General features: G+C 69.3%; 11 protein-coding genes. 1 reads left to right on the top strand and 10 read right to left on the bottom strand.

Annotated elements, in window-relative coordinates; all coding sequences use genetic code 11:
- Nucleotides 1-4: 4 nt before the first annotated feature.
- From ACFSKW_RS27810 to ACFSKW_RS27800, 3 genes are read right to left on the bottom strand one after another with little or no spacing between them, the layout of a single operon-like run.
- Nucleotides 5-1,237: an ABC transporter substrate-binding protein gene (locus tag ACFSKW_RS27810; RefSeq protein ID WP_379575401.1), complete on the bottom strand. Its 1,233-nt coding sequence runs from the start codon at nt 1,235-1,237 to the stop codon at nt 5-7.
- A gap of 10 nt (nt 1,238-1,247) precedes the next feature.
- Nucleotides 1,248-2,312: an ABC transporter ATP-binding protein gene (locus ACFSKW_RS27805; protein ID WP_379575400.1), complete on the bottom strand. Its 1,065-nt coding sequence runs from the start codon at nt 2,310-2,312 to the stop codon at nt 1,248-1,250.
- A 30-nt stretch (nt 2,313-2,342) separates the two neighbouring features.
- A complete protein-coding gene (locus ACFSKW_RS27800) occupies nt 2,343-3,776 on the bottom strand; it encodes a gamma-aminobutyraldehyde dehydrogenase (protein ID WP_379575399.1) in 1,434 nt (477 codons plus the stop codon).
- Nucleotides 3,777-3,962: 186 nt separating this feature from the next.
- Between ACFSKW_RS27800 and ACFSKW_RS27795 the strand changes: the two genes are divergently transcribed.
- Nucleotides 3,963-4,457 carry an Lrp/AsnC family transcriptional regulator gene (locus ACFSKW_RS27795; protein ID WP_379575398.1) on the top strand — a complete coding sequence of 165 codons (495 nt, stop codon included), beginning with the start codon at nt 3,963-3,965 and terminating at the stop codon, nt 4,455-4,457.
- Between the two features lie 151 nt (nt 4,458-4,608).
- On the opposite strand, the gene ACFSKW_RS27790 is transcribed toward ACFSKW_RS27795, so the two are convergent.
- The 7 genes from ACFSKW_RS27790 to ACFSKW_RS27760 all read right to left on the bottom strand — a co-directional run bounded on the left by ACFSKW_RS27790 (nt 4,609) and on the right by ACFSKW_RS27760 (nt 13,251).
- Nucleotides 4,609-7,308: a glycoside hydrolase family 38 N-terminal domain-containing protein gene (locus ACFSKW_RS27790; protein WP_379575397.1), complete on the bottom strand. Its 2,700-nt coding sequence runs from the start codon at nt 7,306-7,308 to the stop codon at nt 4,609-4,611.
- A complete protein-coding gene (locus tag ACFSKW_RS27785) occupies nt 7,299-8,468 on the bottom strand; it encodes a CehA/McbA family metallohydrolase (protein ID WP_379575396.1) in 1,170 nt (389 codons plus the stop codon). The genes ACFSKW_RS27790 and ACFSKW_RS27785 overlap by 10 nt, the downstream gene beginning before the upstream one ends.
- Nucleotides 8,465-9,529, bottom strand: coding sequence for an ABC transporter ATP-binding protein (locus ACFSKW_RS27780; RefSeq protein ID WP_379575395.1), 1,065 nt, complete (start codon nt 9,527-9,529; stop codon nt 8,465-8,467). Before ACFSKW_RS27780 ends, ACFSKW_RS27785 begins: the two co-directional genes overlap by 4 nt.
- Complete coding sequence (locus tag ACFSKW_RS27775; RefSeq protein ID WP_379575394.1) at nt 9,529-10,347, bottom strand: carbohydrate ABC transporter permease; 819 nt, start codon at nt 10,345-10,347, stop codon at nt 9,529-9,531. Before ACFSKW_RS27775 ends, ACFSKW_RS27780 begins: the two co-directional genes overlap by 1 nt.
- On the bottom strand, nt 10,344-11,252 hold the full coding sequence (locus tag ACFSKW_RS27770; protein ID WP_379575393.1) for a carbohydrate ABC transporter permease: 909 nt from the start codon (nt 11,250-11,252) through the stop codon (nt 10,344-10,346). The genes ACFSKW_RS27775 and ACFSKW_RS27770 overlap by 4 nt, the downstream gene beginning before the upstream one ends.
- Nucleotides 11,227-12,603, bottom strand: coding sequence for an extracellular solute-binding protein (locus tag ACFSKW_RS27765; protein ID WP_379575392.1), 1,377 nt, complete (start codon nt 12,601-12,603; stop codon nt 11,227-11,229). Before ACFSKW_RS27765 ends, ACFSKW_RS27770 begins: the two co-directional genes overlap by 26 nt.
- Before the next feature lie 171 nt (nt 12,604-12,774).
- Nucleotides 12,775-13,251 carry a GNAT family N-acetyltransferase gene (locus ACFSKW_RS27760; protein ID WP_379575391.1) on the bottom strand — a complete coding sequence of 159 codons (477 nt, stop codon included), beginning with the start codon at nt 13,249-13,251 and terminating at the stop codon, nt 12,775-12,777.
- Nucleotides 13,252-13,258 lie beyond the last annotated feature (7 nt).

Below are 13,258 nucleotides of genomic sequence, written 5' to 3'. Positions count from 1 at the left end.
CGCGCTAGCCCTGCGTGATGGGCTGGAAGATGCTCTCGAAGAGCTGGTCCGTCTTGCTGTCCAGCAGCAGGTAGGACCGCATCTTGGCCAGATCCGCCTCGGTCGGGTAGATCAGCGGGCTCTTCGCGACCTGCTCGAGCGCCGCCTTGTCCTCGCCCGTGGCCTTGGCCGCGTCGGCGAGCACGATGTCCTTGGTGGCGGGCACCGGAGTGATGTAGTTGATGTACTCGACGAGCATCGCGGCGATCTTGGGCTGGTAGACGTAGTCCATCAGCGTGAGCGCGTCGACCGGGTTCTGCGCGGTCTTCGGGATGCACATGTTGTCGGTCCAGATGGTGGCACCCTCCTGAGGCACCACGAACTTCAGGTCCTTGCCCTCGGCGACCTGCTGGAACACATCGCCCGACCAGGCCATCGTGATCCAGATGTCGCCGCGGACGAGCGCGTCGATGTAGTCGTTCTCGTAGTACTTGCGCACGAGACCCTGGTCGCGCTGCTCCTGGAGCTTGGCCGCGGCCTTGCGCCAGTCGGCCTCCTTCGACTGGTCCGGGTCGATGCCGAGCGCGAACATCCCGAAGTTGGCGATCTCCTGGGAGTCGAGCATCATGCCGACCTTGCCCTTGTACTTCGGGTTCCAGAGGTCGTTCATGCTCGTGACCTCGTCGACGTACTTCGGGTTGTAGGCGATGCCCGTGACGCCCACCGTCCACGGGATCGTGTAGGTGTTGTTCGGGTCCCAGCGCGGGTTCTTCACCTTCTGCGCCGCGTTGGCGGCGAAGTTGGGAAGCTTGGAGTGGTCCAGCGGGGCCAGGTAGCCGAGGTTGATGGCCTTGGCGAGCTGGTTGCCGTTGGTCATGACCATCAGGTCGAAGCCGATGTCGGTGTTGGCGGCCAGCTGGGGCTGGATCTTACCGAACCACGTGCCGTTGTCCTGGATGGCCTCGTTGTAGGTGACCTTGATGCCCTTGTCCTTCTCGAACATCTGCAGGGACGGGTAGTTCTTACCGTCCTTGTCGATGTAGAGAGGCCAGTTGGCGAAGCGCAGCACGCCGTTCTGCTTCTTGCCGGACCAGAAGTCGGCGATGGCGTCCTGCTTCGGTGTTGCGGCGGTCTTCTTCCCTTCGACACCGCAGGCCGCGAGGGCCAGCGCGGCGGCCGACATGCCGGCCAGTTTGAGTGCGTCGCGGCGACTGGTGGTCATGCCGCGCAGGAAGGCGGGGTTCGTGCGAACGTCCATGAGACGGATATCAACTTCCAATCGCGTATGAGTGCTGCGGCTTCCACGAGAGCCAGACGGCGTCGCCACGTTCGGCCGTGGTCGACGCGTCATGCGCGTTCTGCTGGAAGACGGTCACCTCTGCGCCGTCGGCCAGCTGTACGGCATAGCTGTTGTAGGTGCCCAGGTAGACGACCTCCGAGACGGTGCCACGAACGGCACTGACGCTGCCTGTGGGCTCGTCGACGTCGATCGTGATCTTCTCGGGGCGGACGGTCACCGTGACATCGCCGTCCTGCCCTCCCGGGACCAGCACGCGCCCTCCCGCGACCTTCAGGACGCCCGCGGTGAGGGCGCCGGTCAACAGGTTGGATGTGCCGATGAAGCCCGCGACGAATGCGGTGGCGGGCTGCTCGTAGATCTCGCGCGGCCTCGCGAGCTGCTCGACCAGGCCGTCGTTCATGACGGCGATGCGGTCGCTCATGGTGAGCGCCTCGCTCTGGTCGTGGGTCACGTAGACGAACGTGATGCCCACCTCGCGCTGGATGCGCTTCAGCTCGATCTGCATGGCCTGGCGCAGCTTCAGGTCGAGCGCGCCCAGCGGCTCGTCGAGCAGCAGCGCCCTCGGGTTGTTGACCAGGGCCCTGGCCAGGGCCACCCGCTGCTGCTGACCGCCGGACATCTCGCGCGGCCTGCGCTTCTCGCGACCGGTCAGGTCGACGATCTCCAGGATCTCCCCGACGCGGCGCTTGATCTCCGCGTCGGGGGTCTTCTTCTGCTTGAGCCCGAAGGCCACGTTGTCCCACACGTTCATGTGCGGGAAAAGGGCGTAGGACTGGAACACCATGTTCACGTCGCGCTTGTTCGGCGGCACGTTGGTGACGTCCTGGCCGTGGAGCTTGACCGTACCGCGCGTCGGCGCCTCGAAGCCGGCGATCATCCGCATGGTGGTCGTCTTGCCGCACCCCGAGGGGCCGAGGAGGGAGAAGAACTCCCCCTCGGCGATGGAGAGCGAGACGCCCTTCACAGCCTGGACGACCTCGCCATGCGAGAGGTACTCCTTGATCACGTCATCAAGGTCGATAGCGCTGGTCATACCAGGATTTATCCCACTCTTGTGTCGTTGCTATTCGCCGATGTAGTGCATGACGTGCTTTACCCGGGTGTAGTCGTGCAGGCCGAAGACCGACAGGTCCTTGCCGTAACCCGAGTGCTTGAAGCCGCCGTGCGGCATTTCCGAGACGAACGGGATGTGGGTGTTGACCCACACCACGCCGAAGTCGAGCCTGTTGGACATCCGCATGGCGCGGCCGTGGTCGGACGTCCACACCGATCCGGACAGGCCGTACTGCACGCCGTTGGCCTTGGCCAGGGCGTCGGCCTCGTCGCTGAAGGTCTGGACGGTGATCACGGGCCCGAAGACCTCGTTCTGCACCATCTCGTCGTCCTGCTGGAGGCCGTCGACGACGGTGGGCGCGAAGAAGTAGCCCTTGTCGCCGACCCGGTGGCCGCCGGTGACGACCTTGGCGTGCGCGGGCAGCCGCTCGAAGAACCCGGAGACCTTGGCCAGCTGGTTCTCGTTGTTGAGCGGGCCGTACAGGGCCTCCTCGTTGGACAGGTCGCCGGTGACGGTGCCCGCCGCGGCCGCGCTGAGCGCCTCGACGAACTCGTCGTGCACGCTCTCGTGGACCAGCACGCGGCAGGCCGCGGTGCAGTCCTGGCCCGCGTTGTAGAGACCGGCGGTGGCGATCGCCTCGGCGGCCGCCTTGAGGTCCTTGACGTCCTCGAACACCACGACCGGAGCCTTGCCGCCCAGCTCGAGGTGCACGCGCTTGAGGTCCTCGGCGGCGGTCTTGGCGACGGCCATGCCGGCGCCGACCGAACCGGTGATGGCGACCATGGCCGCCGTCGGGTGGCCGACGACCAGCGCGCCGGTCTCCCTGTCGCCGGTGACGACGTTGAAGACGCCGGGAGGAAGCACGCTGCCGAGGATCTCGGCGAGCTTGAGCGTGGAGACGGGTGTGGTGTCCGACGGCTTGAGCACGATGGTGTTGCCCGCGGCGAGCGCGGGAGCGATCTTCCAGACCGCCATCATCATCGGGTAGTTCCAGGGCGTGACCTGGCCGACGACGCCGATCGGCTCGTGCCTGATGACGCTGGTGTGCTCGGCGAGGAACTCGCCGGCCGTGGGCCCCTCCAGCGTGCGCGCCGCCCCCGCGAAGAAGCGGAAGTGGTCGGCGGCGACCGGAGTCTCGTCCTCGGCCATGCGGGCTCGGGGCTTGCCGGTGTTGAGGCACTCGGCCTCGTTGATCTCGTCGGCCCGCGCGTCGATCGCGTCAGCGACCTTCAGCAGCAGCCCGGCGCGCTCGCCCGGCGTTTTCTGCCCCCACGATTCGAACGCGGCGGCCGCGGCGGCGTAAGCCGCGTCGACATCTTCCTGACCGGAGACGGGCGCCTGAACGTAGGCCTCTCCGGTGCAGGGGTCGATGATGTCGGAGAATCGGCCGCTCTTGGCGTCCACGAACTCACCGTTGATGAAGTTCTGCAGACGGGTGGTCAACGTTGACCTCCTGGTGAGGTGGCTGAGTTGTCGCGACTCTGACAGAGCGTCAGCATCAGGACAAGGGATTTCGTCGCGAAGATATCAAATTGCTACGAATTCGCTTGACAGTGAGCCCAGAACTGACAACATGTCGCACCAGGACCGCGCGAAGGCTGTGCGCGGCACAGGAGGGATTGCCACACAATGACGACCCCGCCCAAGGTACGCAGAGACGCTGACGGCCGACCGGCTCAGGTCGTTCTCGACGACCTGTCCAAGCGGATCATCGAGGAGCTGCAGGAGGACGGGCGCAAGCCGTACGCGGCGATCGGCAAGGCGGTCGGGCTGTCGGAAGCCGCGGTACGCCAGCGGGTGCAGCGGCTCCAGACCGACGGCGTCATGCAGATCGTCGCCGTCACCGACCCGCTCACACTGGGCTTCCCCCGCCAGGCGATGATCGGCATCAACTGCGAGGGCGACCTCGACAGCGTCGCCGACGAGCTCGCCTCGATCGAGGAGATCGACTACGTGGTGCTCACCGCGGGCTCCTTCGACGTCATTGTCGAAGTGGTGTGCGAGGGTGATCGTCATCTACTGGAGATTCTCGGCAAAATCCGCGCGATCCCCGCAGTCCGCGCCACCGAGTCCTTCGTGTACCTGAAACTGCGTAAGCAGACCTACTCCTGGGGCACCCGGTAAAACTTGCCCTCTTTTCCGGCAAGCCGGGTCATGGCCACCATGGTCACCGGCCGCCGTCCATCCCTCACGCGCGCTCCAGCGGGACTCCGCCTCCCGCCGTCACATCGCCCCCGCGCCGGGGATCGGACGAGCCGACCCCCGGCGCCGGCACTCACCTCACCTGGATCGTGGCGATCTCCCAGGCGCGCAGCGGCAGGCGGCCGGGGTCGACAGGGTCGCCGGGGCGGCCGCGCAGGTCGGCACGGCGGGCCTCGGTGAAGTCGCCCTCGATCCTCGCCACCGTGTCAGCGCCGGTCATGGCGAGCACCCGCAGTTCCTTCCAGCCGTCGCGGCGGCGCAGCGACGTCATGACGACGCCCTCGCCCGACACCGTGAGCCCCGTGGCGGGCTCGGGAAGGGGCAGGTCCCCGTCGCCCGTGCCGGGGACGGCCAGCACGTCGTGCCGGAACACCTCGGCCGCCTCCGGGACCGCCGCCCACGTCCCCGTGTACGGCATCAGCGCCAGCCTGATCGAGCGCGCCCCCCTCGACTGGGCGGCCGGCGTCGGGAGCTGAGGCCCGGCGGGCTCGGGCCTGAGGGCGTTGCGGTTGCGCGACAGGTAGCCGACCGAGCGCAGCAGCGTGAGCGCCAGCTCGTCGTCCACGAGCTCGTACTCGGTGACGTGCTCCAGGAGCGCGGCCACGCCGCCGGCGGCCACCCACGACGAGGCGGGGAAGGTGGCCAGCGGGGTCTCGCCGCAGCCGCCCTCGGCCGTCAGGCCGCGCTCCACGACGGCGAACTGGCCTTCGGCGAAGGACGTGCCGGCGGCCTCGGCCAGCGGCACGTGCAGCCTGACCCGGTGGTCGGCGCAGCGGTTGTCGAACTCCACGTGCAGCCTGACGTACGGCTCGCCCGCCCGCAGCTCGACCCGCGTGGTGACGACGACGCTCTCGACGTCCTCGGTGCGGGCGGCGGAGGGCAGCGGGTCGGCGGGCCCGTCGGCCTCGGTCACGTCGGAGCCCTTGGGCCAGGCGTAGACGCGCCGCACGTCGAGGGCGGCGACAAGCGGCCCGGTGCAGACGGGGCTCACCTCGACCGACTCGGGCTCGGAGACCAGGCGGTCAAGGGCGGGCGGGGCGTGATTGTAGGTGTCGCCCACGTCGCCGCCGTCGACGACACGGCCCGCGCCGGTGATCGTCACGCCGTCAGGCCCCGTCAGGGTGAGCGTGCCGTCGCCCGCGACCTCGACCCGCAGCAGGCCGTTGTCGAGCACCTGCCCCTCGGCCCGCACCCCGCCTCCCAGCGGCGGCCTGCCGTGCCCGCCGGCCGAGGTCCCCGAGGAGAACGGAGGTCCAGGACGGACGCTCGTGTGGCCGAGGGCGGGAGCCTCCACCAGGGCGGCGACGGTCCTGCGGGCCTCGGCGACGATGCGGACGCGAGTGACCTCGCCCTCCGCCTCCGCCAGCGCCGCCGACACCTCCGCCACGTCGAACGGCCCCGCCGCCTCGCGGGCAACCCTGAAGATCAGCGCCCCGTCGGCGATCGACCAGCCGGTGATGTGCTGGCCGTACAGCTCGGTGCCGTGGACGAACGAGAAGGCCAGCCTGGGGTCCATCTCCTCGTCGAGCAGCAGCGTCGGCGCGTACTCGAGCGTCTGGGCGGGCACGGGCGCCCCGGCGGCGTCCACCAGCGGATCGGTGCCCGCCACGTCCATCAGCACCACGCCGGTGCGGGGGAAGGGCGAGGGGTTGACGACCAGGACCCCGCCGGAGGGGACGGTCGCGGCCAGGCGCGAGGTCACCATGTCGCGGACGGCCTGCCCGAGGTGCTCGGCCTCGGCGATGCGGGCCGCGACCTGCTGGGCGGTCTCGTCGACGCCGCAACCGGTGACCGAGTCGTGTCCGCTGGCGTCGACCAGCCGCCACCACGCCATGTCGAGGAAGCGCTCGGGCCACGACTGGCCCCAGAGCGCGGCCAGCGGCTCGGCGTAGCGCTCGACCATCCGTTCGGCCCTGCCCATCGCCTGCTTGACGTGGGCGCGCACCGAGATGACACCGGGCAGGATGTTGGCGCGGGCGTGCGAGCGCAGCTCGCCGTGGACGCGGGGCAGCCCCTCGACGCCCGATGCGCCGATGTAGCCGGACAGGGTGTCCATGCGGGCGCCCAGCGACGCCACCATCTCCGGCAGGCCCCGCACCGGGGCCGAGTGGTCGGTGCCGTACATCGCCAGCAGCGGCTTCGCCGCGCCCTGCCACTCCCGCATGGTCGCGACGAACTCCTCCGCCCGCGCGAGCAGCCGGCCCGGCGCCTCGAACAGGTGGGCCCCGTTCCCGTAGCCGCCCGCGGGCAGGTACTGCGCGCGCACGGCCGTGCCGTCCGGTGCCACCCACGCGAAGGCGTCCGTGACCACGGAGGAGGGCACGCCCCGGTAGACGCACGCCTGCGTCAGTCCCGCCAGGCTGAGGATCTGCGGCATCTGGGCGGTGTGGCCGAACATGTCGGGCAGGTAGCCGACTGGCATCGCGCCGCCGAGCTTGTCGGCCCTGTCCATGCCCAGTTCGAGGTTGCGGACGATGGTCTCGCCCGAGCACAGGAACTCGTCCAGCAGGATCTGCCACGGCCCGATCGCCAGGCGTCCCGCCTCGACCAGCGCGACGATCCTGTCGCGGTTCTCCGGCCGCACCTCGAGGTAGTCGTCCACGCAGGCGAGCTGCCCGTCGAGGGTGAAGTGGTAGTCGGGCTCGCGCTCCATCGTGTCGAGGACCTCGTCCATGAGCGCGACCAGGCGCAGCCTGAAGCGCTGGAACGGCTCGTACCACTCCCTGTCCCAGTGCGTGTGCGGGACGACGACGATCTCCTGGGTCACGCGCACAGCGCCATCACCTCGTTCTCGTGGGTTTCCAACCTGAACGGTCCCTCGCCCGCGGGCACCAGGACCCGGTCGCCGCGGATGACCTGACGCGCCCCCGAGCGGCGCACCAGGACCAGCCCGTCGGCATCGAGGGCCAGCAGCTCGTCGCCGATCCTGAGCAGCAACGGCCCCTCGGGCCCCGCCGAGACCGCGGTACGGCCCGCGCGCACGCCGTCGAGGACCGCGCCCGGGTCCTCGGCCAGCACCCATGTGGTGGGCGCGCCCGGCAGCCCGTCGGAGCCGTGCCGGTGGAAGTCGCTGCCGCCGATGGCGATGACGTCGTCGCGCCAGGCCTGCGCCCACGCCAGCGGCGCGCCCCAGCGCCGGTCCCACCAGCCCGAGTGCCAGACCTCCGCCACCCGCGGCCGCTCGGACAGCGGCTGCAGCCACGCGCAGTCGCCGCCGAGGGCGTGGTTGATCGACATCAGCCCCCGCTCGCCCCAGGTGTCGGCGGGCTGCCTGAAGTCGACCCACCCGACGTCGCCGAACACGTTGGCGTGGCCCCGGTCGGTGGTCACCTCCTGCCCGGGGATCAGCGTGATCTCCCGGATCTTCGCCAGGTGGGGGTGGTGGCTGACGGTGTTGTGGTCGGTGACGGCGAGGAAGTCGAGCCCCCTGCCGGTGGCCAGCGCCGCCAGCTCCGCGATGGTCAGCGAGCCGTCGCTGTGCACGGTGTGGGCGTGGAAGTCGCCGGCGTACCACCGCAGGCCCTCCACGTCGGGGATGTCGCGACGCGGCGGCTTCACCGCCGGCGGCGGCTCCTCCTCGGTGGGCCGCAGGGGCGCCCGCCGGTGGACGGTCACCTCCAGCGTGAACTCCAGCCCCTCCAGCGGCACCCTGTGCAGCCGCAGCCACACCTGCCACGCGCCGGGCTCCAGCTCGCCCGGCAGGTAGCCGGGCGTCGCCCAGTCACGGGTGATCGTGTACTCGTCGCGCGCGCCACCCGACCAGCCGCGAAAGCCGTACGGCGAGGCGGCGCCCAGGTCGAGCACGCCTTTGGACCTGTCGTAGCTCAGCCTGACGGTCACCCCCTCGGCGCCTGGCGGCACCTCGTAGGGCAGCTCCCGCAGGATCCGCTCCAACCGGTCGTCCAGGCTCCAACGGCCGTGGATCAGGGTCATACCACGTCCCCATCGCGATAGATCAGCGCCCGGTCACCCCTGGGCACCGCGAATCCTTCCGCACCGAGCGCGGGCTCGCTGCCTTCCGGCACGACGACCTGCACGATCACCCCGCCGACCTCGAGCGTCACCAGGTGAGCGGCGCCCAGGTTCTCGACGATCGACACCTTCCCGCCGAAGGCGCCCTCGACGGGCTCGACCGAGTAGGTCATGTACTCGGGGCGGACCCCGTACACGATCTTCTCGCCGTCGGACAGCCGGCCCTCGGCCGAGGCGGGCACGGGCAGCTTGCAGCCCGCGACCTCCAGCCGTTCGCCCCTGACGACGCCGTCGAGCAGGTTCATCGGGGTCGAGCCGATGAAGCCCGCGACGAAGGTGTTGGCGGGGCGCTGGAACACCTCGGCGGGGGTGCCGATCTGCCTGATGAGCCCGTTCTCCATGACCGCCATCCGGTCGGCCATGGCCAGCGCCTCGGCCTGGTCGTGGGTGACGAAGACGGTGGTGACGCCGAGCTCCCGCTGGAGCTTCTTCAGGAAGGTGCGGGCTTCGAGCCTGAGCCTGGCGTCCAGGTTGGACAGCGGCTCGTCGAACAGGAACGCCTGCGCCTGTGTCGCCATCACGCGGGCCAGGGCGACGCGCTGCTGCTGACCGCCCGACAGCTGCCCGGGACGGCGGTCCATGAGGTGGGCCAGGCCGAGCCGTTCGCCGACCTCGCGCGCCTTGTCCGCTCGGGCGGCCTTGCCCACCTTCTTGATCCGCAAGGGGTAGGCGATGTTGTCGGTGACGTCCATGTGCGGGAAGAGCGCGTAGTCCTGGAAGACCATCGCCACGTCCCGCGCGCCCGGCTGGACACCCGTGACGTCGCGGTCGCCGATGACGATCGAGCCGTCGGTGGCGGTCTCCAGGCCCGCGATCGTGCGCAGGAGCGTCGTCTTGCCGCAGCCCGACGGCCCGAGCAGGGCGAAGAACTCGCCGTCGGGAATCACCAGGTCGAGCGAGTCGAGCGCCTTCACGCCGCCTGGATAGACCTTGGTCAGGCCTGTGAGTTCGATCGCGGCCATCAGCGCTTGATCCCTCCGTGGAAGCGGAAGCCGTACTTCTTGCTGACGAACAGGTACATGAGCACCACCGGCACGGAGTAGAGCAGGCCGAAGGTGGACAGCAGCGGCAGGTTGGCCTGACCGCCCTCGGTGTAGAGGGTGAACATGATCACCGCTCCCGGCTGCTTCTCGACGTCGCTCAGCAGCAGGTAGGGCATCAGGAAGTTGCCCCACACGTTGGCGATGGCCCAGACCCCGATCGTGGCCAGGCCCGGCCGTACCAGGGGGACGACCACGTGGCCGACGATCTGCAGCGGGGAGGCGCCGAAGACCCGTGCCGACTCCTCGTAGGACTTGGGCGTGGAGTCCATGAAGTCCTTGAGCATGAAGATCGCCGCGGGCAGCAGGCCGCCGGTGAGGATGAGGATGAGGCCGAGCTGGGAGTCGATGAGGTTGAGCTCGACGGCCAGCTGGAACAGCGGCACCATCGCGGCCGTCCCCGTGATGATCGAGGACAGCAGCAGCAGCGCGTAGAGCAGCGCGTCGCGGCCCGGCATGCGCACCCTGCTGAGCGCGTAGGCGGCCAGCGCCGCCAGCAGCACGACGAGGACGGCCGTGCCCACGGCCAGCAGCACCGAGTTGTACAGCGAGCCCAGCGCGTACGGGTGCTCCAGGATCGCCTGGAAGTTCGCCAGCGTGAAGTCCGGCAGCGAGACCTCGTAGGTCGGGTCCGAGGTGAACGGCGCGGCGGCCAGCCACAGCAGCGGCACGGTGAAGAAGGCCATCAGCACGGCGATCAGCGCGTAGAAGCCGATCCTGCCGAGGACGAAGCGGGTCATGACTTCCTCCTGAGCAGCCGCAGGTAGAAGATCGCCACCACGAGGTTGATCAGCAGGATGATCGTGGACACGGCGGCACCGAAGCCGAGCTCGCCGCCCTTGAGCGCCACGTTGTAGACGTAGACGGCCAGCACCTCCGACTTGTGGTCGGGCCCTCCCGCGGTGAGCAGGAAGGGGGTGAAGTCGTTGAACGTCCAGAGGCTGATCAGCAGCAGGTTCGTCAGGATGTGACCCCTGATGTGGGGGAAGACCACGTCACGTAGTTGCTGCCAGCCCGAGGCGCCGGCCAGGCGGGCGCTCTCCAGGTGCGAGGGCGGCACGTTACCGAGTGCCGCGCCGTACAGCATCATCGAGAAGGCGGTGCCGCGCCAGGTGTTGAAGACGATGATCGACAGCATCGGGTGGTCGAGCAGCCAGGCGAAGCCGGGCAGGCCGAGCAGCGCGTTGAGGGTGCCGCCGTCGCGGTCGAGCAGCGCGATCCACAGGAAGGAGACGACCGCGCCCGGCAGGATCCAGGCGAGGATGACCAGGCCCTCGACCACGCGCTTGAGGGGGCCGCGCCGGTCGCGCAGGAGCCAGGCGATGGTGAAGCCGAGCACGACCTGGCCGATGACCGCCGAACCGAGCACGAACTGCACGGTCAGCCAGGCGGAGTTCCAGAAGCCTCCGTCCGAGATGGCCTTGACGAAGTTGTCGAGGCCGACGAACTGCGGCTCCGCGGCCGCCACGCCGGTCAGCCGGTAGTTCGTCAGCCCCAGGTAGATGACCCACAGCGCGGGGAACACCAGGAACACCGCGATGAGGGCCATCGCGGGTGCGATGAACGCGGCGGCTCTGGGCGTGCCCAGACCCGCCGCGTCCGCGCTGTAGCGAGCCTTCTCAGGAAGCGACGTTGCCTGCGCCACCGACGAGTCCTTCGAGCTTCGACTGGTACGCCGTGGCCACCTGGTCGGGTGCCGTGCCGCCGACCACCTGCGCGGTGGCCTCCTGCAGCGCGGCCGAGACCTGCGGGTAGACCGCGAGCGGCGGCCGGTAGGCCGTCAGCGGGAGCACCTTCTCGGAGATGAACATCAGCAGCGGGTCGCCCGTGAGGATCTCCTTGTTGACGTCCGTACGCGGGGTGATCCGCACGTTCGACTTGGTCTCCTCCTTCAGCGCCTCGGGAGAGAGGGTGAAGGCGGCCAGTTCGAAGGCCTCCTTCGGGTGGGCGCTGTTGGGGTTGACGGTGCGCAGCGCGCCGCCCGACATGCTGACGAAGTCCTGGCCGCGGATGCCCTTGCCCGGCTCCATGGCCGGGATCATCGCGAAGCCGACGACCTGGTCACGGTCGGCCATCTTGGCCACGCCGTCCTTGGGGTTGACGACGCCGCGCCAGAAGTAGTCGCCCTCCATCAGGATGCCGATGTTGCCCGACGCGAACTCGGCGAACGACTTGTCCCTGCCCTTGGCCTCCTGCTGGAGCTTGGGGTCGCCGAGACCGCTGCCGCCGTAGATCTTCTGGTAGAGGCCGAGGGCATCCTTGAGCGGCTGGGAGGCGCCCGACCACTTGCCGTCCTTGTAGACCTCGCCGCCCGCGCCCGCCAGCAGCGGGAGCACGCCCTGCATCGAGGTGGCCTCGCCCATGGCGGTGCCCGCGTTGATCTGGATCGGCGTGGGAATGCCCGCCGCCTTCAGCTTGGCCCCCGCGTCGAGGACCTCCTGCCAGCTCTTGGGCTGCCAGTCGGCGGGCAGCCCCGCCTTCTGGAAGAGCGTCTTGTTGAAGTAGAGGACGCGCCCGTCGGTGCCGATCGGCAGGGCGTACTTCTTGTCGTTGTAGGTGGTCAGCCCCTGTACGGCCTCGGGGATCTGGGACCAGCCGTCCCAGCCGTCGGCCTCGGCTCCCACGACCTCCGACAGCGGCTTGATGTATCCGGCCTCGGCGAACTCTCCCGCCCAGATGCCGTCGATGTCGATGACATCGGCACCCTTCTTGGACTTCAGGTCGAGAGCCAGTTTGGTCTTGTACTGCTCGTCGTCGACGCCGCTGGGCACGAACTTGACCTTGACGTTCTTGCCCTTGGCCTTCTGCGCCGCCTCGAACTTGGGGATGACCCACTTGGCGATGTGGTCGGCGGCGGCGGCGTTCTTGCCGCCCGCGATGGCGTTCTGGGTGATCGTCAGCTCGATGGCGTCAGAGCCGGAGGACGACTGGCCGCACGCGGTGAGCGCCATCCCGGTCACGGTGAGCACCGCGACAGCGCCAATGGATCTTTTCACGCAACCCTCCGAGAGTGTCCGAAAAGCCTGGGCCAATATGTCATGACAACTGCACGACGTAAAGACCTGGCAACATTCGCGCAACCTCTCGGTTTTCGGACATCCCCTTGCGCCGCCGCGTGTTGCCGCGTTCTCGTCGAGGGAAAGGCGGGGTGCGTGAATCGCGTGACGTCAGGGTGTGAGGGCGAGCTCCAGTTCGTGGCTGATCGGAATGCCGTCGGAGACGGCCGGGATGGAAGGCTTCAGCCTGCGGGCCTCGTCGACCGCGTTCGTGCGCAGGGCGACCAGATCGAAGCCGTAGCGCTGGTAGAAGCGCAGCGCGTGCGTGTTGTCGTTGGTGGTGACGAGCCACAGCCGGGCGGCGCCCGCCTCGCGCGCGGCCTGCCTGACCGCGTCGAGCAGGGCGGTCGCCGCCCCCTTTCCTGGGATGAGGGCGTCGACGGTGACGACCTCCCACGCGTCGCCGCGCGGCGCGTAGGTGAGCAGTCCCGCCAGGTCTCCGTCGAGGTGGGCGAGCAGGCCCGGCAGCGAGCCCGCGTCCATCACCTCGCCGTGGCCGACCACCAGCGGGCCGCCCCAGCGGGAGGCGAGCACGCGCAGGACGATCTCGCGGTCTTCGCGGCCGATCGGGCGGACGTCGAGCGCCATGCCCGCC

The organism is Nonomuraea mangrovi, from assembly GCF_042681425.1.
Classification (GTDB): domain Bacteria; phylum Actinomycetota; class Actinomycetes; order Streptosporangiales; family Streptosporangiaceae; genus Nonomuraea; species Nonomuraea mangrovi.
Note: the sequence above shows the minus strand (reverse complement) of the source record. Positions and strands in the feature narration are given on the sequence as shown.

Excerpts from the sequence above, each read along its gene's own strand:
- ACFSKW_RS27785 (WP_379575396.1), bottom strand. The coding sequence starts at position 8,468 with ATGACCCTGATCCACGGCCGTTGGAGCCTGGACGACCGGTTGGAGCGG.
- ACFSKW_RS27760 (WP_379575391.1), bottom strand. The coding sequence starts at position 13,251 with ATGGCGCTCGACGTCCGCCCGATCGGCCGCGAAGACCGCGAGATCGTC.
- ACFSKW_RS27795 (WP_379575398.1), top strand. The coding sequence starts at position 3,963 with ATGACGACCCCGCCCAAGGTACGCAGAGACGCTGACGGCCGACCGGCT.
- ACFSKW_RS27805 (WP_379575400.1), bottom strand. The coding sequence starts at position 2,312 with ATGACCAGCGCTATCGACCTTGATGACGTGATCAAGGAGTACCTCTCG.
- ACFSKW_RS27780 (WP_379575395.1), bottom strand. The coding sequence starts at position 9,529 with ATGGCCGCGATCGAACTCACAGGCCTGACCAAGGTCTATCCAGGCGGC.
- ACFSKW_RS27775 (WP_379575394.1), bottom strand. The coding sequence starts at position 10,347 with ATGACCCGCTTCGTCCTCGGCAGGATCGGCTTCTACGCGCTGATCGCC.
- ACFSKW_RS27810 (WP_379575401.1), bottom strand. The coding sequence starts at position 1,237 with ATGGACGTTCGCACGAACCCCGCCTTCCTGCGCGGCATGACCACCAGT.